The 26,096-nt window shown below is 34.8% G+C and carries 24 protein-coding genes, 2 other RNA genes and 3 pseudogenes; 12 read left to right on the top strand and 17 right to left on the bottom strand.

Annotated features, from left to right (window positions below; genetic code table 11):
- Positions 1–115: 115 nt before the first annotated feature.
- The 4 genes from OPR60_RS02285 to ffs all read right to left on the bottom strand — a co-directional run bounded on the left by OPR60_RS02285 (position 116) and on the right by ffs (position 3,539).
- Positions 116–814 (bottom strand): acyloxyacyl hydrolase, encoded by a 699-nt coding sequence (locus OPR60_RS02285; protein WP_065094504.1) that lies wholly within the window; start codon positions 812–814, stop codon positions 116–118.
- A gap of 672 nt (positions 815–1,486) precedes the next feature.
- Positions 1,487–1,801 (bottom strand): YbaB/EbfC family nucleoid-associated protein, encoded by a 315-nt coding sequence (locus OPR60_RS02280; protein ID WP_065094503.1) that lies wholly within the window; start codon positions 1,799–1,801, stop codon positions 1,487–1,489.
- A 21-nt stretch (positions 1,802–1,822) separates the two neighbouring features.
- Positions 1,823–3,424 carry a DNA polymerase III subunit gamma/tau gene (dnaX, locus tag OPR60_RS02275; RefSeq protein WP_265039906.1) on the bottom strand — a complete coding sequence of 534 codons (1,602 nt, stop codon included), beginning with the start codon at positions 3,422–3,424 and terminating at the stop codon, positions 1,823–1,825.
- A gap of 15 nt (positions 3,425–3,439) precedes the next feature.
- An RNA gene (ffs, locus tag OPR60_RS02270) (signal recognition particle sRNA small type) lies at positions 3,440–3,539 on the bottom strand.
- A 127-nt stretch (positions 3,540–3,666) separates the two neighbouring features.
- On the opposite strand from ffs, the pseudogene OPR60_RS06995 reads away from it, so the two are divergent.
- Positions 3,667–3,812, top strand: a pseudogene (locus OPR60_RS06995) (WPE palindromic element domain-containing protein); the annotation flags it as partial.
- Positions 3,813–3,974: 162 nt separating this feature from the next.
- The gene (locus tag OPR60_RS02260) at positions 3,975–4,628 is read left to right on the top strand and encodes a glutathione S-transferase family protein (RefSeq protein WP_065094500.1); all 654 of its coding nucleotides are present in this window, start codon (positions 3,975–3,977) and stop codon (positions 4,626–4,628) included.
- 1 nt (position 4,629) lies between these two features.
- On the opposite strand, the gene OPR60_RS02255 is transcribed toward OPR60_RS02260, so the two are convergent.
- Entirely contained in the window at positions 4,630–5,277 is a 648-nt protein-coding gene (locus tag OPR60_RS02255; RefSeq protein ID WP_010081993.1) for an O-methyltransferase, read from the bottom strand.
- A gap of 250 nt (positions 5,278–5,527) precedes the next feature.
- Here OPR60_RS02255 and OPR60_RS02250 point away from each other — a divergent pair, with 250 nt between their 5' ends.
- Positions 5,528–5,806, top strand: coding sequence for a DUF2671 domain-containing protein (locus tag OPR60_RS02250; RefSeq protein WP_006279425.1), 279 nt, complete (start codon positions 5,528–5,530; stop codon positions 5,804–5,806).
- A 29-nt stretch (positions 5,807–5,835) separates the two neighbouring features.
- Here the strand turns inward: OPR60_RS02250 and OPR60_RS02245 are convergent, their stop codons facing one another.
- The 3 genes from OPR60_RS02245 to ssrS all read right to left on the bottom strand — a co-directional run bounded on the left by OPR60_RS02245 (position 5,836) and on the right by ssrS (position 7,236).
- A complete protein-coding gene (locus OPR60_RS02245) occupies positions 5,836–6,540 on the bottom strand; it encodes a DsbA family protein (protein WP_065094498.1) in 705 nt (234 codons plus the stop codon).
- Between the two features lie 54 nt (positions 6,541–6,594).
- Positions 6,595–7,056, bottom strand: a complete 462-nt coding sequence (locus tag OPR60_RS02240) for a type II toxin-antitoxin system RatA family toxin (RefSeq protein ID WP_458694349.1) — start codon at positions 7,054–7,056, stop codon at positions 6,595–6,597.
- Between the two features lie 19 nt (positions 7,057–7,075).
- Positions 7,076–7,236, bottom strand: a non-coding RNA gene (gene ssrS / locus OPR60_RS02235) — 6S RNA.
- Between the two features lie 116 nt (positions 7,237–7,352).
- Here ssrS and OPR60_RS02230 point away from each other — a divergent pair.
- Positions 7,353–7,943: an MlaC/ttg2D family ABC transporter substrate-binding protein gene (locus OPR60_RS02230; protein WP_265039903.1), complete on the top strand. Its 591-nt coding sequence runs from the start codon at positions 7,353–7,355 to the stop codon at positions 7,941–7,943.
- A complete protein-coding gene (locus tag OPR60_RS02225) occupies positions 7,940–9,241 on the top strand; it encodes a bifunctional folylpolyglutamate synthase/dihydrofolate synthase (protein ID WP_265039902.1) in 1,302 nt (433 codons plus the stop codon). The genes OPR60_RS02230 and OPR60_RS02225 overlap by 4 nt, the downstream gene beginning before the upstream one ends.
- A gap of 146 nt (positions 9,242–9,387) precedes the next feature.
- Here the strand turns inward: OPR60_RS02225 and OPR60_RS02220 are convergent, their stop codons facing one another.
- On the bottom strand, positions 9,388–10,140 hold the full coding sequence (locus OPR60_RS02220; protein WP_265039901.1) for an IS5 family transposase: 753 nt from the start codon (positions 10,138–10,140) through the stop codon (positions 9,388–9,390).
- A gap of 148 nt (positions 10,141–10,288) precedes the next feature.
- On the opposite strand from OPR60_RS02220, the gene recA reads away from it, so the two are divergent.
- The 4 genes from recA (at position 10,289) to OPR60_RS02200 (ending at position 13,525) form a co-directional block, all read left to right on the top strand.
- The gene (gene recA, locus OPR60_RS02215; RefSeq protein ID WP_012673345.1) at positions 10,289–11,356 is read left to right on the top strand and encodes a recombinase RecA; all 1,068 of its coding nucleotides are present in this window, start codon (positions 10,289–10,291) and stop codon (positions 11,354–11,356) included.
- A 239-nt stretch (positions 11,357–11,595) separates the two neighbouring features.
- Positions 11,596–11,751, top strand: a complete 156-nt coding sequence (locus OPR60_RS02210; protein ID WP_265039636.1) for a hypothetical protein — start codon at positions 11,596–11,598, stop codon at positions 11,749–11,751.
- Between the two features lie 26 nt (positions 11,752–11,777).
- Entirely contained in the window at positions 11,778–12,530 is a 753-nt protein-coding gene (locus tag OPR60_RS02205; RefSeq protein ID WP_265039632.1) for an IS5 family transposase, read from the top strand.
- A 242-nt stretch (positions 12,531–12,772) separates the two neighbouring features.
- Entirely contained in the window at positions 12,773–13,525 is a 753-nt protein-coding gene (locus tag OPR60_RS02200; RefSeq protein WP_265039650.1) for an IS5 family transposase, read from the top strand.
- A gap of 303 nt (positions 13,526–13,828) precedes the next feature.
- Here OPR60_RS02200 and glyA read toward each other — a convergent pair whose 3' ends face one another.
- Both glyA and OPR60_RS02190 read right to left on the bottom strand, forming a co-directional pair.
- Positions 13,829–15,106 (bottom strand): serine hydroxymethyltransferase, encoded by a 1,278-nt coding sequence (gene glyA / locus OPR60_RS02195; protein WP_065095441.1) that lies wholly within the window; start codon positions 15,104–15,106, stop codon positions 13,829–13,831.
- 40 nt (positions 15,107–15,146) lie between these two features.
- Complete coding sequence (locus OPR60_RS02190) at positions 15,147–16,277, bottom strand: MFS transporter (protein ID WP_265040314.1); 1,131 nt, start codon at positions 16,275–16,277, stop codon at positions 15,147–15,149.
- 428 nt (positions 16,278–16,705) lie between these two features.
- Here OPR60_RS02190 and OPR60_RS02185 point away from each other — a divergent pair, with 428 nt between their 5' ends.
- A complete protein-coding gene (locus tag OPR60_RS02185; protein WP_265039900.1) occupies positions 16,706–17,458 on the top strand; it encodes an IS5 family transposase in 753 nt (250 codons plus the stop codon).
- Between the two features lie 21 nt (positions 17,459–17,479).
- On the opposite strand, the pseudogene OPR60_RS02180 reads toward OPR60_RS02185, so the two are convergent.
- The 6 genes and pseudogenes from OPR60_RS02180 to OPR60_RS02155 form a co-directional block, all read right to left on the bottom strand.
- Positions 17,480–18,031: pseudogene (locus tag OPR60_RS02180) on the bottom strand (alanine:cation symporter family protein); the annotation flags it as partial.
- A gap of 22 nt (positions 18,032–18,053) precedes the next feature.
- Positions 18,054–18,824, bottom strand: coding sequence for a CDP-alcohol phosphatidyltransferase family protein (locus tag OPR60_RS02175; RefSeq protein WP_182319661.1), 771 nt, complete (start codon positions 18,822–18,824; stop codon positions 18,054–18,056).
- Positions 18,821–19,513 (bottom strand): phosphatidylserine decarboxylase, encoded by a 693-nt coding sequence (locus OPR60_RS02170; RefSeq protein WP_065095000.1) that lies wholly within the window; start codon positions 19,511–19,513, stop codon positions 18,821–18,823. The genes OPR60_RS02175 and OPR60_RS02170 overlap by 4 nt, the downstream gene beginning before the upstream one ends.
- Positions 19,514–19,898: 385 nt before the next feature.
- Positions 19,899–20,410: pseudogene (locus OPR60_RS06990) on the bottom strand (IS3 family transposase); the annotation flags it as partial.
- 17 nt (positions 20,411–20,427) lie between these two features.
- Positions 20,428–21,180, bottom strand: coding sequence for an IS5 family transposase (locus tag OPR60_RS02160; RefSeq protein ID WP_265039898.1), 753 nt, complete (start codon positions 21,178–21,180; stop codon positions 20,428–20,430).
- 100 nt (positions 21,181–21,280) lie between these two features.
- On the bottom strand, positions 21,281–22,033 hold the full coding sequence (locus tag OPR60_RS02155) for an IS5 family transposase (protein ID WP_265039632.1): 753 nt from the start codon (positions 22,031–22,033) through the stop codon (positions 21,281–21,283).
- Between the two features lie 145 nt (positions 22,034–22,178).
- Between OPR60_RS02155 and alaS the strand changes: the two genes are divergently transcribed.
- Both alaS and OPR60_RS02145 read left to right on the top strand, forming a co-directional pair.
- Complete coding sequence (gene alaS / locus OPR60_RS02150) at positions 22,179–24,881, top strand: alanine--tRNA ligase (RefSeq protein ID WP_265039896.1); 2,703 nt, start codon at positions 22,179–22,181, stop codon at positions 24,879–24,881.
- A gap of 217 nt (positions 24,882–25,098) precedes the next feature.
- On the top strand, positions 25,099–25,851 hold the full coding sequence (locus OPR60_RS02145; protein WP_265039632.1) for an IS5 family transposase: 753 nt from the start codon (positions 25,099–25,101) through the stop codon (positions 25,849–25,851).
- Positions 25,852–26,096: the final 245 nt, after the last annotated feature.

The following is a 26,096-nucleotide window of genomic DNA, read 5'->3' as shown; positions in this document are numbered from 1 at the left end:
AATAGTGTTATTCCAGTGCCTTGACACTGGAATCCACATTTCTTTTTCTAGATCCCAGTGTCATGCTACTTGGATGACAAGAAAAAACCCACTGGGATAACAAGACTGAGATAGACTAGAAATTAAACGCTACTCCAGCTTCTGCACCAACAGTGCTGTAAAGAACTTTGTATGCGCCTGCATCAGTAACCTGTTTGGTTGAATCTTTAGGATCTGTTTTTTTTCCATCAAAATTAGCACCATAAGAACCGAAATAACGAGCTCCAGCATAAAGCTTGATTTCTGGAGTTACATCATAGCTAACACCAGCTTTTACTTGACCAGCAAAACCAAATTTACTTTTTTGATCATTTATAGGGGTTTTCAAAGGAGTGCTAATATACGCTGCACCAACACCAACACCAATGTATGGAGTGATAGGCATATCTTCAATTGCTACATCGTAATAAACGTTAACTAGTCCTGAAATTGCTGTTAAATTATCTGCAACTGTATCACCTACTACATCTGCATCTTTATTCAACCATGAGTAAAGCCCTTCAACATCAACTCTAATGTCGTCCATTTTATAGCCAAACGCACCACCACCAGCTATAAAAGATGCTTTTAAGGGACTATCCTTTTCTTTGCCTGTTACATTTGTAATACCATCAACTTTTGTGAAAAGAGGTAAAAATTCACCATTGTATTGCAAACGAACGTAGTAGCTAGTTTCTTCATCACTTATTGGACCAACAGGATCTGAAAAAGCAGAGCTTGATAAACTTAGCAACGTTGCTAAAGCGGCTGCTGAAAAAAACTTTTTATAATGCATAATTGTCCTCGTAAAAAAATTAAAATTCCACTTTAGCAGTCTAAGTAACAACTAAAGTTAAGTCAAGTGCTAACTTAATAACACAAAATATCTTACATTTTAACTAATTTTTAGGAGAAGACAAAGATTTTATTAATGAATAAATACGACTTTTTTACTCTTGATTTTTTGGTATAGCTAACATAGGTAAGATTTACTATCGAAAGACCTCGTCATTCCGCTACTTGTTAGCGGCTGAGATACCGCGCACAACTGTACGAACATTGCAATTTGGGCCTACCAGGAGGGCAATGCCTCTTATTCAAGTACCCTCTTCTTGTCATCCCAGTGCTTGACACTGGGATCCAGGAATTTTATTAAGTTGGTAAGCATAAAAGTAGCCGTTTTATGTTAAAGCACAACGTTCTTGATGAGATTACGGCAAGGCTGGATTCCAGTGTCAAGCACTGGAATGACATCGTTTACTATGTGATATCGTGCCATATTGCAATGTTTGTACAGTTGTGGAATGAATCACGGTATGACGTAGAACTGCTATCATTCCGCTACTTGTTAGCGGCTGAGATACCGCGGCGGTATGACATAGGGCTGTGCTAGCTATAGGCGCATTATATAAAGAAGTCTAGTATTAGAAAAAAAATACTTACACTAAAAGAAACTTCAGTAGTAAATTCAAAAAGGAAGTTTAAACCCAGGTGGTAAACCCATCATACCTGCAAGATCAGGAGTTGCATTTGCCATATCTTCTTCTGCTTTTTTAATGGCATCATTAAATGCTGCTGTTACTAAATCCTCTACTATATCTTTTTCCTCATTTCTCATAAGTTCTAAGTCTATGTTCACCTTTTTAGCTTTATAGCTACCTATTTTTATGACTTCCACTAATACAGAAACTTTGCCGCCACCAGAAATACCTTGAAACTCTTTTCCAATATATTTTTCTTGAGCTTCTGCAAGCTTTTTTTGCATCTCTTGCATTTGTTTCATTATTTGACTAAGATCCACAACTTACTCCTTATTTTCTATATTAACTACTTTTGCACCTTTAAACGTGTCAAGGATGTCCTTAACTGCAGGTGCATAATTTAAATTACTCACTTCCCTGTTTATATAACCCGTATCAACTGTAATAACCCACTCCTGCTGAGTTACCTGGTTTAAGTAATTTTTTAAATCATTGCAAAAATTACTATCCAACTTAGATACAGCTTTTAATTTTAGATATCCAGGTTTACAATCTATTAACTGTAGATTACTACACAGTTGTTTGTAAAGATAAATTTGGTTACTCCGCCTTAATAGTTGCAAAATCTTATCAAAATCGTAATTTTGTTGTTTATTTTCCACATGGATCCCAGTGTCACGCACTGGGATGACAGAGTGGGGTTGTTGTTTACTTTCCACATATTTTTTTGGATCCGAGTAGTCAGCTACTTGGGTGACAGAGGGGGAAGGTGCAACAGGTCTGCCCTGTCTATTTCCTTGCTCTGCATTCTGTGAAAGAACTTTTTTGATCACCTGTTCTGGAGAAGGTAGATCAGAGAGATAGCAAAGACTAATTAACATCATTTCAGCAGCAACGTCATTGCATGTTGAAGCTTTTATATCTTGAATACCTTTAAGCAACATCTTCCACAATCTCGAAAAAAATATTAAAGACTTCTTTATACTTAAATCTTTTATCCTATTCTTTTCATGCGTTGTAACTGCATTATCAATTTCTTTTGTAATCAAAAGACGGCATACTAACTGAATTGTTTGCAATAGACCTTCAAAAATACTAAGTGAGTTTGCTGTTTTTATCGCCTTGTCAAACACTGATAGAGCTTTCTGTAAATCACCATCTAATATTGCTCCTAATAGATCGAATATAATATCTTTATCCACTAGGCCAAGTATGTCTGTCACATTTTTAGTGGATATTGCACCATCTTTGCTATATAGCACTGCTTGATTCATTAAAAACAAGGCGTTACGCATTGAATTTCCAGAATGTCGTGCAATTAATTCTAATGCTCCCTTTTCAATGGAATAACTCTCTTTTTGTGCAACATCATTTAAACGTTCCACTATTTTAGCTACAGGAATGTTGTGTAAATCAAATCTTTGACAACGTGCAATAATAGTTATTGGTATCTTTTTTATTTCCGTAGTTGCTAAAATGAATTTTACACTAGATGGTGGCTCTTCTAGGGTTTTAAGTAATGCGTTAAATGCACTGCTGGATAACATGTGTACTTCATCTATAATGTAGACTTTGAATTTAGAGCTTATAGGTGAATAGCAAATATCTCCCAGGATTACTTTAATATCGTCAATGCTAGTGTGACTTGCTGCATCGATTTCAATTACATCTGGATGGCTTGAATTTTTTATTGCTAGACAATTTTCACATGATCCGCAAGGTTCAAAAATTGGCCCCAGGGAACAATTCAAACATAAAGCTATTATCCTTGCAGTGGTGGTTTTACCAACTCCACTACTACCAGAGAGCAGTATAGATTGTGGGATTTTGTTTAAAATAAAAGCGTTTTCTAATACACGCACTAATATATCTTGACCTACTAGATCTTTAAAGCTACTAGGACGATGTTTTAATGCTATATTCATAGCCTCGGATAAAACAAATAATGAAATAGGTATGCAACCCAAAAAGGTTCTGATATGGCTGCTTCATTTCTGATCTGACCAAATTACAGAGTTTTTGCCTGCATACCTTATAAAATATTATACTTTTTTTTTTATTTAGCAAGGTATATCCTATGTTAGTTTTATAATTTGATATGTCAGATTTTTTGCAGTGCTACTTTGGAGTAAATAACTGTTACCCAAAATACTCTTCTTCTGTCATCCCAGTGCCCAGACACTGGGATCCAGAAAACTTAATTTTAAATGAATACATCAGGCTGTTGTATAATAAGAACTGGATTCCAGTGTCAAGCACTGGAATGACACCCTTCCGGTGGGAATTGCTCTCAAACTACAATGTTCGTACAGTTGTACTGGGATCCAGATATAAAAATATTTACAAATTATGCAATGTACAACGGATTCTAGGAGTATATGTTAAAAATAATGTCCATAATGAAATAAGCTGGATGCCAGTATCATGCACTGGAATAACAACCTATAGGTACTGGGATGACAAAGGAGAGGTGTTATGATTTTATATCATTTTCCTCTTTGTCCATTTTCACGAAAAGTTAGAGCTTTTCTAAAAGAAAAAAAATTAGGCTGTGATCTAGTGTATGAAAATCCGTGGGAAAAGCGGAATGAATTTATGGAGATCAATCCAACCGGGCAAGTACCAGTGTTAATAGATAATAACTTTGTAATAGCGGATAGTAATGCCATTTGTGAATATATAGAAGAGACTTACAATAGCGACGTCAAATTACTTGGTTCATCCACTATTATTAAGTCTAAAATACGCGCTCTAATCAATTGGTTCGATAACAAATTTTACAATGAAGTTACTAAGTATATTATGAATGAAAAAGTAATTACTAACCGCAGCCCTGACTCTAGATTTCTTCATGCAGCTCAGCATAACCTGCCTTGCCATATGGAATACATCGAACACTTAATTAACAAGAACGTTTGGCTTGCAACTGATAAGTTCACTTTAGCTGATATTACTTTAGCATCGCATATTTCCGTAATGGATTATGTAAGTAGTTTTCCATGGGAAAAAAGTAAAATTTTAAAAGAATGGTACTCCATTGTTAAATCAAAGCCTTGTTTTCGTGAGATATTATTAGAGAGGATTTCTGGTTTAATCCCTCCTAAACATTATGCTGACCTTGATTTTTAACTTATGTTAGCTTTAAAGCTACAGTCATTCCTTCATCAGTTGGAATCAATATAGAGAAATATTTTTTTTCATCTGATAATCTATTATTAAACTCCCTCATGGCATGCCATGATTTTTCTGATACTTCTTTTGGAGGCGATTCTAAAAATACTGTGTTAAACAGTAGAGTGTTATCTGCAACGATTAGCCCATCTTGTTTAATGTATGACTCTGCCCAATCTAAATACTTAGGATAACTACTTTTGTCAGCATCAATAAATATCATGTCAAATGGTGCTTTTGCTGATAATTCATTAATTTTTTCCAGTGCATCGCCTTCTATTAGAGTAATTTTATCACTTAGATTAAAAGCACTAAAATTTTTTTTTGCTATTCTTGAGTGTTGAGGATTATTTTCTATTGTATATATATGACCGTCTTTTAGTAGAGCTTTTGCCATGCAAATCGACGAGTAACCGTATAACGTGCCAATCTCAACAATACTTTTGATTTTTTGGATTTTTATAAATAAACTTAATAGCTTTCCTTCTTCAGGGCCAATTTGAATATGTTGCTTTTTTTCAAGAATACAATATTCTTCTATTTTTTTATATTCTTTTGCAAATAGATTTCTTATGTATGACAATTTTATACTAAAATTATTACGCATATATTATAAATTAGGGAGACTTAATTCATACACAATTTATAAATATAATAATATAGTTTAAAATAATAAAAACATTTATTTTAAGTTATTATTTCATAGTATAAAATTTTAAGTGACAAAAATTATTATATATCGTACTATAGTTAACTAGTATAATAAACAGTCGATTATTATGCTAGAATTAAAGGGATTGTTTATGCGCATTTCTCTTTTTAAAATATAATTTTTATAATCAATTAGAGGGGGTTATATGTCTTATACTATTGCTGGTGAAGTTGAAACGTTAAACAAAAAATCTAACAAGAATGAAGGGGTTATGTTACTACATAATCCAGCTTATCGTGAAAAGTATAAAGAACGTTTTGATGAAGCTCAGAGAAAAGTTATGGATATGGTTCAGTTTTATGATGGGACAATAGTATTAATAGAGAATAAAATCGCTATGTATTACTACACTTGGCACAGTAAAAAAAGAGAGTTTGAGCGTAAAAAACAACAAACAGTAGTGAAAAACAATGACTCAGCATAGAGTCTTTTATATGGTAAGCTACAGTGGTATTACTTCACTATAGCTTTTCCATATAATTTATCTATCACATTAGTGAAGTATTTCAGCTCTTTATACCCTCCATGTTTAACTTTATTATGCTCTATATATGATTTATCATCGTTAAGCTTGATGAAAAATATTGGAGTGGCTGTGATACCAAGTTTATTAATTGCCAGTGATTTATCATTTACGATTTTATCCATTATTTTCTTATCATTAATGCATTGGTTAAATGCATCTTGCTTTAAGTTGCTTAGTGCAGCAATTCTTTGTAGTAAAGTCAAATCACTTAAATTGTAGTAATTCCACGAATCTATTGAGTTAAAAACAGCTTTGTTAAAATTAAAGTAGTCTTCTTGTTTTTCGTAGCAATGACTTAGCATTGCAGCCTTTAGCCCTCTGTAATCCAAAGGAAAATGACGAAATATATATAACATCTTACCTGTGTCTATATATTTCTCTTTAATTTTAGGAAAAACATTCCTATGAAAAAGAGAGCAGTGATAACAAGTTAATGAAGCATATTCTATCATTAGAATTGGTGCTTTTGGATCTCCTAATAATTTATCATCAGGTAATGGCGATAATAGCTCATTTGATGTTATTTCATTGGGTTTTTTTTGAATGTATTGGTTATCGGATAAATCTTGCTTAACAACTGCATAAGAATTAACACTTATGAAAATTAATAAAAACAATAGTCTAAAAATCATTACAATATAAACACTTAACTTACTAAAAAAAATTATACATTTATATTAATAATGTCAAGATAACTTTTGTTTAGCAAGGCTTTCAGCCCTATCTTTAAATGCAGCAATTATTTTACTTTGTGTATACTTATATACTGAGTTTAATAAAGTGGAAAATGAGTTGGACTTAAACTTAAACTCTATATAAAACTTTACCATAGTTTTATTTTCATCTATGGGAATGAATTGCCATTCATTGTATAGATGTTTAAATATTCCATTTGATGATACAGCTTTTATCCAACCTTCATTTGTTCCACTTGGAGAAAGAGAAGTAACTTCTGATGTATATCTACCTTTAATTCCATAAAAAGCTGCGAGGAGATCCACAACCATTTGGTTGTTAATTTTTTCTTTTATATAAACGGCTTTGCACCAAGGAACAAAATCAGGATACCTTTCAACATCAATTACAATTTGGAATACTTCATTAGGCAAACATAGGAAAACACCCTGTTCTTTGTATTGATGAAGCATAAATGTTAAACCAATCAAAATAGGATCCGTATCTACCGTCAGCCTTAGTAGATTCCTGAGACTAAAGTTAAGGTGGGCATCGCGTATCAATTTCAACGAAATTAACAGAGGCAATTCCCTTGACTAGAAATTATCGCTCGGGAAATTTAACTTAACTCATAACGCATAGAACAGACCCTTAATTAATTGTAGATGATTTATACAAGGTGTGTCTATAGATATATTAAAGCTAGCGATTATTATTTAATCTTTATTAAACTTTGCATTCTAAGTATCATAGCTAATAAATATATCTTATGAACATTACTAAAGTTTTAACTATCATTGTTTTTATTGTAATTTCTTCAAGTGCTTACACTAATTGTACAGATCACAAAATTTTTGTGCATACTATGAAGCAACAAGTGGATGGTATATCTACAAAGGAGAATAAAAAAAACCGGGAATGTGTGCAAAAAAAGCTTCAGGAGGTCATTCAAAACAATGTTAACCTCAAAGGAATATCGCAATTCGTTATAGGAAAACATTGGGCTTTAGTTAAACAAAAAGAAAAAGAAGATTTTTTAAGAGAGTATGAAGTGTATCTTACGCGTTTGTGCGTTAAAATTTTATATAAATACATGCATGATAGTGAAATGATCATAATGAGTACAAAAGCAGTTGAAGATGAAACTTGCTTAATTGGTACAAGATTTTCTTACGGTGATGAAGAATTTACAAATATTGATTTTAAAGTTACTAAAAATAACAGTTCTTTCTTGATAAGTGATGTTGTAATGAGTGGAATAAGTATTGCTATTAATCAACGTTATCAATTTAGTGAAAAAATCGACACGCATGGCATAGCAAGCGTTATAGCTGAATTAAAATGCAATAACAATCCATGATATATATGCCTCATTGGCCTAAGCCACTTGGTAGCAGGCCGAATGATTTTTCTCTTGATCGCATAAAAGGCTTTCTTAGCAAACTAGATAACCCCGAGAAAAAAGTGCCTCCCGTAATTCATATATCTGGAACTAACGGGAAAGGCTCAACACTAGCATTTATAAGATATATAATGCAAGCAGCAGGGTATAAGGTACACGCATACACTTCTCCACATTTGGTGAATTTTAATGAAAGAATAGTTATTGCAGGCAGTTATATCGACGATAATGAATTATATAGCTTGTTAGAAGAATGCCGTGCCGTAATTGCAGAACAACCTATCACTCTGTTTGAAGCTGCAACTATTGCAGCTTTTTTAGCTTTTTCTCGTCATAAAGCCGATATAACTTTAGTTGAAGTGGGTATGGGTGGAAGGCTTGATGCAACAAATGTTATAGATAATCCGATTTTAACAATCATTACTTCCATTGCACTTGATCATACAGAATATCTTGGCCCTACTGTAGAAATTATAGCAGGTGAAAAGGCTGGAATAATGAAACCTAATGTTCCTTGCGTAATAGCACCGCAAGAAAAATCTATAGTGAACACGCTAGAACACCACGCAATAAATAAGAAATCTTCCTTGTATAGAGGAGGTCTTGAATGGAATTGCAAAAAAAAGAACAACAAAATGGTTTTTCAATCAGCTATTCAATCAATAGAATTTCCTTTGCCATCTTTAAAGGGTGATCATCAGGTGATTAATGCAGGCAATGCTATTGCAGCATGTAGTATTTTAAGTGGAAAGTATGAATTTGATATTGGAGAAGAGGATATCACTTCAGGTTTACAGTGCACTTATTGGCCTGCACGGCTAGAGTTTATAAAAGAAGGTAATTTAATTTTCCTACTACCGAAAGATTGGCAATTATTTTTAGATGGTGCGCACAATAATGATGGTGCTAGAGTACTATCTCAGTGGGTAAAAGATAATTTTGCTGAAGGTATTTATATGGTTTTTGGTGTTACTCGTAACAGAAATGTGGAAGAGTTCTTAGAGCACTTAAAGCCATATATCAAGCTACTATGTGCGGTTTGTGTTAAGTCTGAACCTAAAGCAACAAATACAAATTTGATTAGGGAAAAAGCCAATAACATAGGAATAAAAGCAGTTGAATGTGAATCAATTGGCGATGCAATATCAAATCACATATTAAAAGCCTCTATCCAAAACGTCAAAACCATACTAATCTGTGGCTCATTGTTCCTAGCTAGAGATTTGAGTATGGAGAATAATCAACCCACTTCATGAGCTGAGGTGTTAAAAGCACCATCAGGATCTATAGTACTGCTTGGCTTTTCGGTTAATATTCCTACAGGTGCTCTTTGTTCAGTACCCCTTCCTTCAGTTTTCACAAGATCTACAACCTTTCTCTCGTAGGCTCTGTGGACAAAATTTTAGAGAAGCCATACAAGAGCTCCAACAAAATTGAGAAAACCAATAAAAACCTCAGCAGTTTTATCAAATCTGGAAAAAATGCGCCTAAAATTTTTAATTTTACCAAAAAAACACTCAATCAAATGACGTTCTTTGTAGATATGCTCATCGTAATACCTTTGCACTTTTCGATTCCGTTTTGGCGGAATAACTACTGTACATCCCTTGTCTTCAAGACTTGTAACAAAGGCATTGCTATCGTAGCCCTTGTCAGCTACTACAGTAGAGTTATAGATACTTTCGGTCAACACTTGTGCCTGCGTAATTTCATTTCTTTGACCAGGAGTCAGAGTAAATTTAAGTGGATTTCCAAGTGCATCGACAAGCGCATGTATTTTAGTTGTAAAGCCACCTTTGCTCCTCCCTAAAGCTTCTTGATCCTTGGAGTTTTTTGTATATCCAGATGAACATGGATGGGCTCGGATGATCGTACCGTCGATTATAGCAGCTTCTAAATCAGGCTCTTGTTTAGTATATTCAAGCAATTTTTTCCAGACATCTCTTTCACACCATCTTTTAAATCGCTTATGTATACTCCTGTAATTACCATAAGTTTTTGGTAAAAGTCTCCATTGGCAACCACTTCGCACTATGTACCACACTGCCTCTATGAATATTCTTAAACGTTTTTCATCTTTGCTGTGCATTCCTTTTACGCTTTTTATGAACTCTAAAATTTGTTTCCAATTTTCCTCTTTGATGTAATATTGCATATGGTAGTTTCTCCATTTTTTACCTATTAGGCTAAACTACCATCTTTTTCTCTCTTTTCATATTTTTTGTCCACAGAGCCTAGAAAAACCTTGGCAGGTTATTCGCGTTTGATTATCATAGAGAATTATATAAATTAATAAATGATCTATGGCAAGTAACCCAGAAGAAAGAAATAGTGATAAACAAAAAGCGCTAGATAACGCAATAAGCCAGATTGAAAAAGCATTCGGTAAAGGTGCAATAATGAAGTTGAAGCAAAACCCTGTAGAAAAAATAGACACAATATCCACAGGATCAATTGCGCTTGATTCGGCTCTAGGTGTTGGAGGTCTGCCAAAAGGGCGTATAATTGAAATATTTGGCCCCGAGAGTTCTGGTAAAACCACTCTTGCCTTGCACGTGATTGCTGAAGCACAAAAAAAAGGAGGATCATGCGCATTTATCGATGCAGAACATGCATTGGATGTCTTATATGCTCGTAAACTTGGGGTAAGCACTGATGATTTAGTGATTTCACAACCAGACACTGGAGAGCAGGCGTTGCATATTGTTGAGTATTTAGTGTGTTCTGGTGCGGTTGATGTGATAGTTATTGACTCTGTCGCAGCATTAACTCCAAGAGCTGAAATTGAAGGTGATATGGGTGATCAACATATGGGGCTGCAAGCAAGGCTTCTAAGTCACGGGCTACGAAAGCTAACCTCTGCCGTTTCAAAAGCGAACTGTATATTGATATTTATTAATCAAATTCGTATGAAAATAGGAGTAGTGTATGGAAATCCTGAAACTACCACGGGTGGAAATGCATTAAAATTCTATACTTCTGTAAGGCTTGATATAAGAAAAATTGGTGTAATAAAAGACAAAGAAAATATTACAGGCAATGAAACAAGAGTTAAAGTTGTAAAAAATAAAGTTGCTCCTCCATTTAGAGAAGCGAAATTTGATATAATGTACAATGAAGGTATATCAAAACTCGGAGAAATAATAGATATGGGAGCAAAGCTTGGTGTGCTTGAAAAAGCAGGCGCTTACTATTCATATAACAACACACGTCTTGGGCAAGGAAGAGAGAATGTAAAAACTTACCTAAAAACAAACAAAGAAGTCGCAAATGAAATAGAAACGAAAATCAGAGATTTACTCAGAAATCATGATAATTCTATCATAATAGACGAGGATAGTGAGCAACTTTTAGAAGAATCAGTTTTCTAATTTAAGTTATAACATAGTATTTTCAAAAATAAATGATATATAGATAAAGTTTTCTGGGCTCCAATGTTAGTTACCTGGATAACAGGAAAGGGGCTATTTGGATGGTAAAATTAGCATTGGGATAAAATGCAAGAATTTTAACGAAAAAATACAACCCTCTTCCGTTTGACCTTACCCAGAAAAAGTGGAGAGAAAGAAAGGAGTTTTTTCGGGTAAAATAAAATTTTGGAGGATTAGAAATGGCAAGAGAATATACGGCAGAATTCAAATTGGAAGCTGTTAAGCTGGCAAATGAACAAAGAAAGGTAGGTCAACCAGTTGCAAAAGTAGCAAGAGATCTAGGCTCTGTGGACAAAAAATATGAAAAGAGAGAAAAAGATGGTAGTTTAGCCTAATAGGTAAAAAATGGAGAAACTACCATATGCAATATTACATCAAAGAGGAAAATTGGAAACAAATTTTAGAGTTCATAAAAAGCGTAAAAGGAATGCACAGCAAAGATGAAAAACGTTTAAGAATATTCATAGAGGCAGTGTGGTACATAGTGCGAAGTGGTTGCCAATGGAGACTTTTACCAAAAACTTATGGTAATTACAGGAGTATACATAAGCGATTTAAAAGATGGTGTGAAAGAGATGTCTGGAAAAAATTGCTTGAATATACTAAACAAGAGCCTGATTTAGAAGTTGCTATAATCGACGGTACGATCATCCGAGCCCATCCATGTTCATCTGGATATACAAAAAACTCCAAGGATCAAGAAGCTTTAGGGAGGAGCAAAGGTGGCTTTACAACTAAAATACATGCGCTTGTCGATGCACTTGGAAATCCACTTAAATTTACTCTGACTCCTGGTCAAAGAAATGAAATTACGCAGGCACAAGTGTTGACCGAAAGTATCTATAACTCTACTGTAGTAGCTGACAAGGGCTACGATAGCAATGCCTTTGTTACAAGTCTTGAAGACAAGGGATGTACAGTAGTTATTCCGCCAAAACGGAATCGAAAAGTGCAAAGGTATTACGATGAGCATATCTACAAAGAACGTCATTTGATTGAGTGTTTTTTTGGTAAAATTAAAAATTTTAGGCGCATTTTTTCCAGATTTGATAAAACTGCTGAGGTTTTTATTGGTTTTCTCAATTTTGTTGGAGCTCTTGTATGGCTTCTCTAAAATTTTGTCCACAGAGCCTAGTCATTGTCTATTTTCAGTATTGGCGTTTTTTAAGTCTTAAACACTGCAATTTAGCTGCTTTTAAATGCAACTCATCTTAGTTTAAATGTTTAAGAAATTTACTAAGCAGAAAAAAAGGCAAAAGAAATCCCGTATTAGCTAGGCTCTGTGGACAAAAAATATGAAAAGAGAGAAAAAGATGGTAGTTTAGCCTAATAGGTAAAAAATGGAGAAACTACCATATGCAATATTACATCAAAGAGGAAAATTGGAAACAAATTTTAGAGTTCATAAAAAGCGTAAAAGGAATGCACAGCAAAGATGAAAAACGTTTAAGAATATTCATAGAGGCAGTGTGGTACATAGTGCGAAGTGGTTGCCAATGGAGACTTTTATCAAAAACTTATGGTAATTACAGGAGTATACATAAGCGATTTAAAAGATGGTGTGAAAGAGATGTCTGGAAAAAATTGCTTGAATATACTAAACAAGAGCCTGATTTAGAAGTTGCTATAATCGACGGTACGATCATCCGAGCCCATCCATGTTCATCTGGATATACAAAAAACTCCAAGGATCAAGAAGCTTTAGGGAGGAGCAAAGGTGGCTTTACAACTAAAATACATGCGCTTGTCGATGCACTTGGAAATCCACTTAAATTTACTCTGACTCCTGGTCAAAGAAATGAAATTACGCAGGCACAAGTGTTGACCGAAAGTATCTATAACTCTACTGTAGTAGCTGACAAGGGCTACGATAGCAATGCCTTTGTTACAAGTCTTGAAGACAAGGGATGTACAGTAGTTATTCCGCCAAAACGGAATCGAAAAGTGCAAAGGTATTACGATGAGCATATCTACAAAGAACGTCATTTGATTGAGTGTTTTTTTGGTAAAATTAAAAATTTTAGGCGCATTTTTTCCAGATTTGATAAAACTGCTGAGGTTTTTATTGGTTTTCTCAATTTTGTTGGAGCTCTTGTATGGCTTCTCTAAAATTTTGTCCACAGAGCCTAGTTGTCACTCTCTAATCCTGCAAATTGGCGTGCTATACTGTCTTAAACGCTTTATAAGCGCGTTTCAGCTTATATAGGTAAAAACCCAGAAATGTTGTGAAGACGTAGGGTGCGCATAGTGCAAAAAATTAAAAATAAGACGCCAATTACGTAATACTGTTGTCGTTTAATCTGCACAGATTGAAGATAAATAAATACCTTCAGTTTCATGATAAGAGGGCTGGCAAAGGGTGTCAAGTAAGTTTTTTCGTTTCTACCAGCTACTTGGATGACACCACATAAATTAATAAATAGGAAAATTACTACAAATCCTTTCAACTTTAGCTTTTACTGCTTTTTCGACACTTGAGCTATTTCCGCTGATTAATCCTTGAATTACTTCATTTATTAGACCAGCTATCTCTTTAAAATTTTCTGCCTCAAGTCCGCGTGTTGTCTCAGCAGCGGTGCCAAAACGGAGCCCTGAAGTGATGGTCGGCTTTGCTGTATCAAATGGTACAGAGTTTTTATTACAGGTAATACCGGCTCTCTCAAGGCTATCTACAACGTCTTTTCCAGTTAATTTCTGCGATCTTAAGTCAACTAGCACTATATGAGAGTCAGTGCCACCGGTTATAATGTCAAGTCCATGCTTTTGCAATTCTTGAGCCAGCACTTTCGCATTTTCCACGACTTTCTTGCTATAAGTCTTAAACTCTGGTGCTAATGCTTCTTTAAATGCAACAGCTTTTGCAGCTATCACATGCATAAGTGGCCCGCCCTGCAATCCTGGAAAAACTGCAGATTGAATTTTTTTGTGTAATGCTTCATCATTGGTCATCACTATTCCACCACGAGGACCACGCAAAGTTTTGTGAGTTGTGGAAGTCATAACATGTGCATATTCAGCAGGGGATGGATATTCGCCCGCTGCAATAAGCCCTGCATAGTGAGCAATGTCTACAAGCAAATAAGCACCAACTTTATCTGCAATTTCGCGAAAGCGTTTGAAGTCCATTTTTCTCGGATAAGCAGAAGCACCAGCTATGATCAATTTCGGTTTATGCTCCAGCGCCAGCTTTTCTATCTCATCCATATCCAGCAAGTAAGTGTCTTTATTCACTGTATATTGAATTGACTTAAACCATTTACCAGAAAGGCTTGGTGCCGCACCATGAGTTAGATGCCCACCGCAACTCAGTGACAATCCAAGTATTGTATCACCTGGAGTAAGCAGTGAAGCAAACACTGCTTGATTTGCCTGAGAACCAGAGTGAGGCTGAACATTTGCAAATTTTACACCAAACAACTTACAAAGTCTTTCTATAGCCAGACTTTCAACTTTGTCCACATGCTCACAACCACAGTAATATCTTCTGCCTGGATAACCTTCTGCGTATTTATTAGTCAGAAAAGAGCCTTGTGCCTCCATTACCGCTTTGCTTGCAAAATTTTCTGATGCAATTAGTTGCAGTTGTGATCTTTGGCGTTGCAATTCTTTTTCTATAGACTGATAAACCTCGTTATCAAAAGACTTTAAACTATTTTTAGAGCCACAGATTTTTTTTAAAACACTCATCATAGATCAAACCTCGCTTTAATTTTAAGATGCACAAGCAATTTTAAGACTGCTTATCCTGCTTTTTTAACCATAAGAGCCCAAAAACAGCTATTAGCAAACATACAGGAATAATAGATGTTGCTTTTATCAGCAATTCAGCACTATACACAGGATTTCCTTGTATCACTGTCCTATCCCAACACAAATCTATTATTTTTGCGATCCCAGTGTGAAAAAAATAGCCAAAAACCATGACTATCATATTTGACACAGCTGTAGTTAATCCTATTAAGTTATTATTTACATAACTTAATGCTTTGTACAGTGTTACTATTTGATATCCAGAAGCGAAACCTATAACAAGAAGTGCAGGCAATACAATATACAATCCGCCAGCCTGTGTAAAAAGTAAAAGGAAACTAGCAATCATTGCAAAGGAACAGACAATAATAACTTCATAATGTCTATTTGGATATTTTTCTAATATGTGAGCAAAAGAGAGCAATCCAGCTGCAAATCCTACATATATAACAGAAGAAATTGAAGACGCTAGATCACCGGCCATTTGATATACCTCACATAAAAAAGCTTTTGTCCAAGCATCAGCAAAACCTTCTAGTGGACCTACCATTAAGCCACCAAAAAAACTAATTAGAATGATATATTTATTGAAAAGCACAGTTTTTAGATCCTTCATGCTAATTTTTTCTTTTCGAAAGTCGTAAGCATTGTAAGAAATAACTAAAAATAAAGATAAAGCGAGTAAGAAACCAAACCCTGAAAGAATATAAATTACGTAATTCCAACCAAACTCATCAAGCAAAAGTTCTATTGGTAGACCACCATATATTGCCCCTAATAGCCCTATAATAACAGATATGCTTGCCATTTTTGCTGATTTTTCTCGCGGAAAATACATACTGGCAACTTTAAATACTCCTATTACTGACGCAGACGAGCCAATCCCAACAATTATTCTACCTAATACTGAATAATACCACTCATCAAAGCACACAAGAGGTAATGTTCCAATAGATACCAAGACAGCACAAATAGGTAAAACAATTTTTGGACCGAATCTATCAAAACAAAGACCAACAGGGATATGAACTAGTGTAAATCCCACATAGTAGAGACCATTAAATTGCCCTTGTATCTTGTCAAAAGCATCTAATGTTTTAAGCTTATGCATTAGATGGAGAAGGGAAGAACTTTGTAAATTGCCCTTGTATCTTGTCAAAAGCATCTAATGTTTTAAGCTTATGCATTAGATGGAGAAGGGAAGAACTTTGTAAATTGCCCTAGATACAAAATCTGTGTTTTAGAAAAGAGCTCCCTTCTCAAAAGTAGAGGCTGGACGGTATCGTAGAAAGACCTAAATGGTTCTAATTCTGTATTCACAAGGTTAGCCTTACTTTTCATTTTAAATGGTAACGTATGAGGTTATATATGATCAACAACTTTTTAGGTATAGACATATCAAAAGATCGCTTTGATATTTTTCTCTCATTTATAAGTAAAAAAGGAAAACGTGAAACTAGGCTCTGTGGACAAAAAATATGAAAAGAGAGAAAAAGATGGTAGTTTAGCCTAATAGGTAAAAAATGGAGAAACTACCATATGCAATATTACATCAAAGAGGAAAATTGGAAACAAATTTTAGAGTTCATAAAAAGCGTAAAAGGAATGCACAGCAAAGATGAAAAACGTTTAAGAATATTCATAGAGGCAGTGTGGTACATAGTGCGAAGTGGTTGCCAATGGAGACTTTTACCAAAAACTTATGGTAATTACAGGAGTATACATAAGCGATTTAAAAGATGGTGTGAAAGAGATGTCTGGAAAAAATTGCTTGAATATACTAAACAAGAGCCTGATTTAGAAGTTGCTATAATCGACGGTATGATCATCCGAGCCCATCCATGTTCATCTGGATATACAAAAAACTCCAAGGATCAAGAAGCTTTAGGGGGGAGCAAAGGTGGCTTTACAACTAAAATACATGCGCTTGTCGATGCACTTGGAAATCCACTTAAATTTACTCTGACTCCTGGTCAAAGAAATGAAATTACGCAGGCACAAGTGTTGACCGAAAGTATCTATAACTCTACTGTAGTAGCTGACAAGGGCTACGATAGCAATGCCTTTGTTACAAGTCTTGAAGACAAGGGATGTACAGTAGTTATTCCGCCAAAACGGAATCGAAAAGTGCAAAGGTATTACGATGAGCATATCTACAAAGAACGTCATTTGATTGAGTGTTTTTTTGGTAAAATTAAAAATTTTAGGCGCATTTTTTCCAGATTTGATAAAACTGCTGAGGTTTTTATTGGTTTTCTCAATTTTGTTGGAGCTCTTGTATGGCTTCTCTAAAATTTTGTCCACAGAGCCTAGGAGGTTATTTGATAGTGCTGCTATTTGATTTGCTTGAAATGGTATGCCGCCCAAAATCATTGCAATAAGTAGCATAATCGCATAAGTGAAGGCAAGAAATCTACCAGTTTTTGCAAATCCAATCTTTGCAAGCCCGTATTCCATGTAATAAAAAGCACCACCAGTTGTATTTTCAGAGCGATAAGTGAATGCAAGCACCACCTCGGCAAACTTTATCGACATAGCAAGTATTCCGGTAATTACCATCCAAAAAACTGCACTTGGACCTCCTATTGTGATAGCTATTGCAACTCCTGATATTGTTCCAAGACCAACTGTTCCTGAAATTACTGTTGCAAACGCTTGAATATGAGTGATTATGCCATTGTTGCTGTTATTACACTTTAGATTGAATAGCGTCTGTATTCCATATTTAAGTAACCTAAAGTTAATGAATTTGAACTGGGCAGTACAAAAGATTCCAGTTGCAATTACCCAAATAATTATAAATGGAATGTTGAATATCTTTATATACAGAAATGAATTTAATAGTTCACTTATCTTCAAAATCATGCAGTTTTCTATTTTTTGTTAGCTAACGAGTTTTATATGTAAAATATATATAAAAACCAATGCTTATTGGAATAGTAAGCGTATACACTATACCTAAAATTGGTAGAGTCATCCAGGGCTTACTGATGAAAAATACAATAAGTACTCCAAAAAATGACACAAATATATAGGATAGGCTTTTGGGAATATAAATATATTTTGCGGAGAAAGTTGGAATGTGACTTATCGAAAAAAATGAAATGGCCAAAAAGTAACAAGCTACGTTTCTTGTGTTAAAAAATCGCTCTATGAGAAGTAAGTATTCACTCTCATGAGATTGAAAGGTAATAATTATTGGTAACAAAGAAAGTAAAGCACACACTGGAGCTGGAACACCAGAAAAGAAAAATTTTTCCCAATGTGATTGTTCTGAGTGTAGCGAAACATTGAATCTTGCAAGTCTTATTGATATGCAGATTACGTATATCATTACTAAAATCCAACCTATGACTTTGATTTCGTTTAGCTTCCAAAAATACAAAAGAAATGCAGGCGCTGCACCAAAATTTAGAAAATCTGCAAAAGAATCAAGCTGGGCTCCAAAATCGCTAGTTGATTTTAGAATTCTAGCTATTCTGCCATCCATTCCATCTATTATTGCTGCAATGATGATAAAAATTACTGAGAATTCCCATTGTTCATTAAATGTAAATTTAAGTGAAGTGAGACCAGAACATAAACCCAATAAAGTTATAAAGTTTGGGAATAATTTAGTAATAGGTAAGAATCTACTGTTACTTCCATCGTTATTCATATAACGTCAAAAGTAAGCTTCTCTTGAGCGTTTTCCTTATTTAAGTTTGCTATAATTGTTTCACCACCAATAACAGTTTGCCCTTCTGAAACTCTTACTTCTATATCAGCAGGAACATAAATATTTACTCTACTGCCAAATCTTATAATTCCAAACCTTTCACCTGTTTTTACGTTCTGGGATACTCCTAAATTACAAACGATACGACGTGCAATTAATCCAGCTATTTGCTCCACAATAATTTCTTTTCCCTTTTCGTATTCAATCACAATAACCTGCTTTTCATTTTCATTACTAGACCTATTGCTCATTGCGGATACAAACTTGCCTTTTTTATAACTCATTTCCTTTATCGTACCAGATATTGGTATACGGTTCACATGGACGTTCAAAACACTTAAAAATATGCTAACAAGCGTAAACTTCTTCTCTTCTCCATTTTCTGCCGATAAAGGATAATTAACTTCTTCAATTTTTGAAATCACACCATCAGCAGGACTTAATATAAGATCCTTATTGTTTGGCACAACTCTTGCTGGATCACGAAAGAAATAAGTACACAATAATGTCGGGAACAAGCACGTAACACCAAACCCCCAAGATATAGAGAATGCTATACACGTTACTATAAAGGAAACTACTATAAATGAGTAACCTTCCCTGTTTATATTAGGTAAACTAAAACACATAATCTTATTCACAATAACCTATTGTTAACAATTTATCATTTATAATTTCTCATGAAAAGCTTTTTTTAAGAGAGCTTATACTATAGTATTTTTCAAGTTCAATTTGTAATTTAGGATATTCTAGGTTTCAGCTACTTGGATGATACCTTGTCATTCCAGCACGTAAATCTTACTTAGCTAAAAAAGTACTTCCGCATACTAAAAATTTTAATTATAATGACAATTGAGATATTTCTCGAGCTCAAAATTTATCTTCGCCTGCAGGCCTTTCTATTAAAAATAATCAAATTTCAGTAAAAATGTAGCGTATCTTCTTCAGCGTACATGAATGTGCTTAATCTCTGACCTTACCCAGAAAAAGTGGAGAGAAAGTTTGGAATGTTTTTCACAAAGAGAATGATGAATCAAAATGCTCAAGAATGCAATAGTTAATAGTGGAATGTCTACGTTGTTTGTTATAAAAAATTTCTATATATTCAAATATAGCAGTTTTGATATGCTGTTTAGAGTGCCGAGAGGTGTCTATTGGTAACTCCCTTTTTAGAGAACTGAAGAAGCTTTCCACAACAGAATTGTCGTAACAACAACCTTTATGACTCATCTATGTTTTTTATGGATAAGAGATATTGATAACCTTGCGAAGTATATTGTGAACCTTGATCACTATGTAATAGTAGATTTTTGGCAGGTTTACGCTTGTTAACGGCCATTAATAAAGAGTCCATAACCAATTGTTTATTTATTGAACTGCTCATTGACCAGCCAACTACCATGCGTGAATATAGATCGATTATTGTTGCCAAATATAGCCATCCTTCTTTGGTTTTTATATAAGTAATCCCATACTTTATTTGGTTGATCAACAATAAAGTTTTGGTCTAATATATTGGGAGCTAGGCTCTGTGGACAAAATTTTAGAGAAGCCATACAAGAGCTCCAACAAAATTGAGAAAACCAATAAAAACCTCAGCAGTTTTATCAAATCTGGAAAAAATGCGCCTAAAATTTTTAATTTTACCAAAAAAACACTCAATCAAATGACGTTCTTTGTAGATATGCTCATCGTAATACCTTTGCACTTTTCGATTCCGTTTTGGCGGAATAACTACTTTACATCCCTTGTCTTCAAGACTTGTAACAAAGGCATTGCTATCGTAGCCCTTGTCAGCTACTACAGTAGAGTTATAGATACTTTCGGTCAACACTTGTGCCTGCGTAATTTCATTTCTTTGACCAGGAGTCAGAGTAAATTTAAGTGGATTTCCAAGTGCATCGACAAGCGCATGTATTTTAGTTGTAAAGCCACCTTTGCTCCTCCCTAAAGCTTCTTGATCCTTGGAGTTTTTTGTATATCCAGATGAACATGGATGGGCTCGGATGATCGTACCGTCGATTATAGCAACTTCTAAATCAGGCTCTTGTTTAGTATATTCAAGCAATTTTTTCCAGACATCTCTTTCACACCATCTTTTAAATCGCTTATGTATACTCCTGTAATTACCATAAGTTTTTGATAAAAGTCTCCATTGGCAACCACTTCGCACTATGTACCACACTGCCTCTATGAATATTCTTAAACGTTTTTCATCTTTGCTGTGCATTCCTTTTACGCTTTTTATGAACTCTAAAATTTGTTTCCAATTTTCCTCTTTGATGTAATATTGCATATGGTAGTTTCTCCATTTTTTACCTATTAGGCTAAACTACCATCTTTTTCTCTCTTTTCATATTTTTTGTCCACAGAGCCTAGGCTCTGTGGACAAAATTTTAGAGAAGCCATACAAGAGCTCCAACAAAATTGAGAAAACCAATAAAAACCTCAGCAGTTTTATCAAATCTGGAAAAAATGCGCCTAAAATTTTTAATTTTACCAAAAAAACACTCAATCAAATGACGTTCTTTGTAGATATGCTCATCGTAATACCTTTGCACTTTTCGATTCCGTTTTGGCGGAATAACTACTGTACATCCCTTGTCTTCAAGACTTGTAACAAAGGCATTGCTATCGTAGCCCTTGTCAGCTACTACAGTAGAGTTATAGATACTTTCGGTCAACACTTGTGCCTGCGTAATTTCATTTCTTTGACCAGGAGTCAGAGTAAATTTAAGTGGATTTCCAAGTGCATCGACAAGCGCATGTATTTTAGTTGTAAAGCCACCTTTGCTCCTCCCTAAAGCTTCTTGATCCTTGGAGTTTTTTGTATATCCAGATGAACATGGATGGGCTCGGATGATCGTACCGTCGATTATAGCAACTTCTAAATCAGGCTCTTGTTTAGTATATTCAAGCAATTTTTTCCAGACATCTCTTTCACACCATCTTTTAAATCGCTTATGTATACTCCTGTAATTACCATAAGTTTTTGGTAAAAGTCTCCATTGGCAACCACTTCGCACTATGTACCACACTGCCTCTATGAATATTCTTAAACGTTTTTCATCTTTGCTGTGCATTCCTTTTACGCTTTTTATGAACTCTAAAATTTGTTTCCAATTTTCCTCTTTGATGTAATATTGCATATGGTAGTTTCTCCATTTTTTACCTATTAGGCTAAACTACCATCTTTTTCTCTCTTTTCATATTTTTTGTCCACAGAGCCTAGAGAGTGGTATTGATTTTATTTCCATTACAACTTATTATTTATAGATAACCTCAATAAAAACGATGAAGCTAAACGAAATCAGAGAAAGATTTATAAAATTTTTTGTAAATAATGACCACGAGCAGGTTTCTTCTTCTCCTTTGATTCCAGAACATGACCCAACGCTCATGTTCACAAATGCTGGTATGGTGCAGTTTAAAAATATTTTTACTGGTGCTCAAAAAACTGAAATGAAACGTGCTGTCTCAAGTCAAAAGTGCCTAAGATCAGGCGGTAAACACAATGATCTGGAAAATGTTGGCTATACAACTCGGCATCACACATTTTTTGAAATGCTCGGAAATTTTAGCTTCGGTGATTACTTTAAGGAAACTGCGATAGAATTTGCGTGGGAATTTATCACTAAAGAGTTATCTCTTGATAAAAACAGACTATCCATAACCGTCTACCATACTGATGATGAGGCGTACGAGATTTGGCGTAAGATAAGTGGCTTTTCAAGTGATAAAATCATAAGAATTACAACGGATGATAACTTTTGGAGTATGGGAAGCACTGGTCCGTGCGGTCCATGTTCTGAAATTTTTTATGACCATGGGAGTCCTAATTTACAAGAGGGCGATAGAATTGTTGAAATCTGGAATCTGGTATTCATGGAGTTTAACAAAGATGAAGAAGGTAATTTACACAAATTGCCAAAAAAATGCATCGATACTGGAATGGGCCTTGAAAGAATAGCGGCTGTTATGCAAAACGTCCATGATAACTATGATATTGATCTATTTTCTGCTCTGATAAGTAAATCACAAGAGTACTGTGGAAGAACGGAAAATAAAATAGCGTATAAGATCATAGCAGATCATCTTCGCGCGGCTGCATTTCTCATCGCAGAAGGAGTGCTTCCTGGAAATGAGGGCAGGAATTACGTATTACGCAGATTAATTAGGAGAGCCACACGTTATATTCACCTGCTTGGATATAATGATTCCCTACTCCATCGTATTTTTCCAGTGTTGATAGATAGCACGAGTTCGGCTTATATGGGAGCTGAATTAGTCAGAGCTAAAAGCTTAATAGAAACGACGTTAAAATCAGAGGAAGAAAACTTTAAAGACACTTTGATGAAAGGTATCAATCTCCTGGAGAAATTCACTACAGATTTAAAATCGGGCGATACTTTGCCTGGAGAATCAGCGTTTAAGCTATATGACACCTACGGATTTCCTTTGGATATTACACTTGATATTTTAAAAGAGAAAAAAGTAAATTTTGACCAGAAGGGTTTTGATGATGCAATGGGAGAACAAAAAGAGAGAGCACGTGCTAAATGGGCTGGATCTGGTGAAAAATCTGTTGAGCAAGTATGGTTTGATTTGATCAATAAATTTGGCAAAACAAAATTTGTTGGTTATGAGTTCAATGAAGTAAGTGATGCGAAAATACTAGCTATAGTTTCCTCTAAAAATGAAGTAATTGATTCTGCAAAGGAGGGAGAAAAGATAACCATTATACTTGATAAAACACCTTTTTATGGCGAGTCAGGTGGACAAGTGGGAGATACTGGCAGTCTGATCAAACCTGGTAGAAGTATTATTATAGTCGAGAATACCAATAAGGTTAATGACCTATATTTGCACAGATGCATAGTTAAATCTGGCTCAATGTGTAAAGGTGACACAGTTACAGCAAGCATAGATAAGGAAAGAAGGCAAGCCTTAAGAAGAAATCATTCAGCTACACACCTTTTGCACTTTGTATTGAGAAAAATCTTGGGTGATCATGTCACTCAAAAAGGTTCCCTAGTTGCACCGGATAAGTTACGATTTGACTTTAGTCATAACACTCAAGTTACTCAGGATCAGCTATTCTTAGTAGAAGATATGGTAAACTCTCTAATCAGAGAAAACCTTTCTACGTCTACAAAAATTCAGAGCATGAATCAGGCAATAGACGAAGGAGCTATGGCGTTATTCGGTGAAAAATATGGCAACCAAGTAAGAGTAGTGAAGATTGGAGATTCAAGGGAACTGTGTGGTGGCACACACGTTGAACATACTGGAGAAATTGGTTTGTTTAAGATAGTAACAGAGAGTTCTGTTGCTTTTGGAGTGAGGAGAATTGAAGCTTTAACTGGTCAGGAAGCAATCAATTATGTACGTGATAATGAAATTAACTTAAAAAAAGTTGCAGAATTCGTAAAAGCGCCAGTGAGTGAAATAACAAGCAGATTAAGTATTTTAAGTCAAGAACACAAAAAATCCGAAACCAAAATAAAAAACCTATATAAAAAGCTTGTGAGTGCAGAGAATATAAAAAGCACCGAAATAAATGGAATAAATTTTATAAGCCACACTTTCACTGATATTCCAGCAAATGTAATAAGAGAGTTTGTTTTGCAGCAACAAAAACCAAAAACGGTAATAGCTTTTACGGCAACAGAAAAAGATAAAACAGTCTTGATTATTAAAGTAAGTAAAGACTTAATCAATAAGATTAGCGCAAAAGAACTAATATCCATAGCAGTTAAAAAGAACTGTGGTGGGAATGCTGAACTTGCACAAACAGGCTGTGATAGCAATAAAATAAATGATGCCATTACAGCCATTTATAGCAAAATAACAGCTTCTAAGCACTCTACGTCATACCACCACGAACCGTCATACCGCCGCGGCGCTAACAAGCAGCGGGATGACGATTGTCGTTTAGCTACAAACATTAAGAAATTTACCAAACGAAAAAAAAGGCAAAAGAAGCCCCATGGTTAACTAGTTATTTATATGTACTTCAAAATATTGGCGTTTTTTATTCTAAACGCTGCGATTCAGCCGCTTTTAAATGCGACTAACCTAAATTATAAACGTTAAGAAATTTACTGAGTGAAAAAAAAGGCAAAAAAACCCTAGGCTCTGTGGACAAAAAATATGAAAAGAGAGAAAAAGATGGTAGTTTAGCCTAATAGGTAAAAAATGGAGAAACTACCATATGCAATATTACATCAAAGAGGAAAATTGGAAACAAATTTTAGAGTTCATAAAAAGCGTAAAAGGAATGCACAGCAAAGATGAAAAACGTTTAAGAATATTCATAGAGGCAGTGTGGTACATAGTGCGAAGTGGTTGCCAATGGAGACTTTTACCAAAAACTTATGGTAATTACAGGAGTATACATAAGCGATTTAAAAGATGGTGTGAAAGAGATGTCTGGAAAAAATTGCTTGAATATACTAAACAAGAGCCTGATTTAGAAGTTGCTATAATCGACGGTACGATCATCCGAGCCCATCCATGTTCATCTGGATATACAAAAAACTCCAAGGATCAAGAAGCTTTAGGGAGGAGCAAAGGTGGCTTTACAACTAAAATACATGCGCTTGTCGATGCACTTGGAAATCCACTTAAATTTACTCTGACTCCTGGTCAAAGAAATGAAATTACGCAGGCACAAGTGTTGACCGAAAGTATCTATAACTCTACTGTAGTAGCTGACAAGGGCTATGATAGCAATGCCTTTGTTACAAGTCTTGAAGACAAGGGATGTACAGTAGTTATTCCGCCAAAACGGAATCGAAAAGTGCAAAGGTATTACGATGAGCATATCTACAAAGAACGTCATTTGATTGAGTGTTTTTTTGGTAAAATTAAAAATTTTAGGCGCATTTTTTCCAGATTTGATAAAACTGCTGAGGTTTTTATTGGTTTTCTCAATTTTGTTGGAGCTCTTGTATGGCTTCTCTAAAATTTTGTCCACAGAGCCTAGGGTAGCTAGCATTCAAATTCTCCCTTGTTCTATTTGACGTCTTTTGATGTCTTGAACGCTTTATAAGCGCGTTTCTGCTTGTATAGGTAGAAACCTAAAAGTTTTATAAAGACATGAGGTGCACATAGTGCAAAAAATTAAGCATGATTTACGCCAAATACAAAGTTCCCTTTGTCGTTTTAATCTGCAGATTGCGAAGATAAATAAATAGCTTCATCTTTATG

The organism is Wolbachia endosymbiont (group A) of Trypoxylon clavicerum (genome assembly GCF_947251665.1).
Classification (GTDB): Bacteria; Pseudomonadota; Alphaproteobacteria; order Rickettsiales; family Anaplasmataceae; genus Wolbachia; species Wolbachia pipientis.
This window is presented reverse-complemented; position numbering and strand designations above follow the sequence as displayed.

Coding starts and splice junctions, on each gene's coding strand:
- OPR60_RS02285 (WP_065094504.1), bottom strand. CDS start 814: ATGCATTATAAAAAGTTTTTTTCAGCAGCCGCTTTAGCAACGTTGCTA.
- OPR60_RS02245 (WP_065094498.1), bottom strand. CDS start 6,540: ATGATTTTTAGACTATTGTTTTTATTAATTTTCATAAGTGTTAATTCT.
- OPR60_RS02190 (WP_265040314.1), bottom strand. CDS start 16,277: ATGCATAAGCTTAAAACATTAGATGCTTTTGACAAGATACAAGGGCAA.
- OPR60_RS02175 (WP_182319661.1), bottom strand. CDS start 18,824: ATGAATAACGATGGAAGTAACAGTAGATTCTTACCTATTACTAAATTA.
- recA (WP_012673345.1), top strand. CDS start 10,289: ATGGCAAGTAACCCAGAAGAAAGAAATAGTGATAAACAAAAAGCGCTA.
- OPR60_RS02225 (WP_265039902.1), top strand. CDS start 7,940: ATGATATATATGCCTCATTGGCCTAAGCCACTTGGTAGCAGGCCGAAT.
- OPR60_RS02210 (WP_265039636.1), top strand. CDS start 11,596: ATGGCAAGAGAATATACGGCAGAATTCAAATTGGAAGCTGTTAAGCTG.
- dnaX (WP_265039906.1), bottom strand. CDS start 3,424: ATGAATATAGCATTAAAACATCGTCCTAGTAGCTTTAAAGATCTAGTA.
- OPR60_RS02155 (WP_265039632.1), bottom strand. CDS start 22,033: ATGCAATATTACATCAAAGAGGAAAATTGGAAACAAATTTTAGAGTTC.
- alaS (WP_265039896.1), top strand. CDS start 22,179: ATGAAGCTAAACGAAATCAGAGAAAGATTTATAAAATTTTTTGTAAAT.
- OPR60_RS02205 (WP_265039632.1), top strand. CDS start 11,778: ATGCAATATTACATCAAAGAGGAAAATTGGAAACAAATTTTAGAGTTC.
- OPR60_RS02255 (WP_010081993.1), bottom strand. CDS start 5,277: ATGCGTAATAATTTTAGTATAAAATTGTCATACATAAGAAATCTATTT.
- OPR60_RS02280 (WP_065094503.1), bottom strand. CDS start 1,801: ATGAAACAAATGCAAGAGATGCAAAAAAAGCTTGCAGAAGCTCAAGAA.
- OPR60_RS02250 (WP_006279425.1), top strand. CDS start 5,528: ATGTCTTATACTATTGCTGGTGAAGTTGAAACGTTAAACAAAAAATCT.
- OPR60_RS02145 (WP_265039632.1), top strand. CDS start 25,099: ATGCAATATTACATCAAAGAGGAAAATTGGAAACAAATTTTAGAGTTC.
- OPR60_RS02170 (WP_065095000.1), bottom strand. CDS start 19,513: ATGTGTTTTAGTTTACCTAATATAAACAGGGAAGGTTACTCATTTATA.
- glyA (WP_065095441.1), bottom strand. CDS start 15,106: ATGATGAGTGTTTTAAAAAAAATCTGTGGCTCTAAAAATAGTTTAAAG.
- OPR60_RS02240 (WP_458694349.1), bottom strand. CDS start 7,056: ATGCTTCATCAATACAAAGAACAGGGTGTTTTCCTATGTTTGCCTAAT.
- OPR60_RS02220 (WP_265039901.1), bottom strand. CDS start 10,140: ATGCAATATTACATCAAAGAGGAAAATTGGAAACAAATTTTAGAGTTC.
- OPR60_RS02160 (WP_265039898.1), bottom strand. CDS start 21,180: ATGCAATATTACATCAAAGAGGAAAATTGGAAACAAATTTTAGAGTTC.
- OPR60_RS02185 (WP_265039900.1), top strand. CDS start 16,706: ATGCAATATTACATCAAAGAGGAAAATTGGAAACAAATTTTAGAGTTC.
- OPR60_RS02200 (WP_265039650.1), top strand. CDS start 12,773: ATGCAATATTACATCAAAGAGGAAAATTGGAAACAAATTTTAGAGTTC.
- OPR60_RS02260 (WP_065094500.1), top strand. CDS start 3,975: ATGATTTTATATCATTTTCCTCTTTGTCCATTTTCACGAAAAGTTAGA.
- OPR60_RS02230 (WP_265039903.1), top strand. CDS start 7,353: ATGAACATTACTAAAGTTTTAACTATCATTGTTTTTATTGTAATTTCT.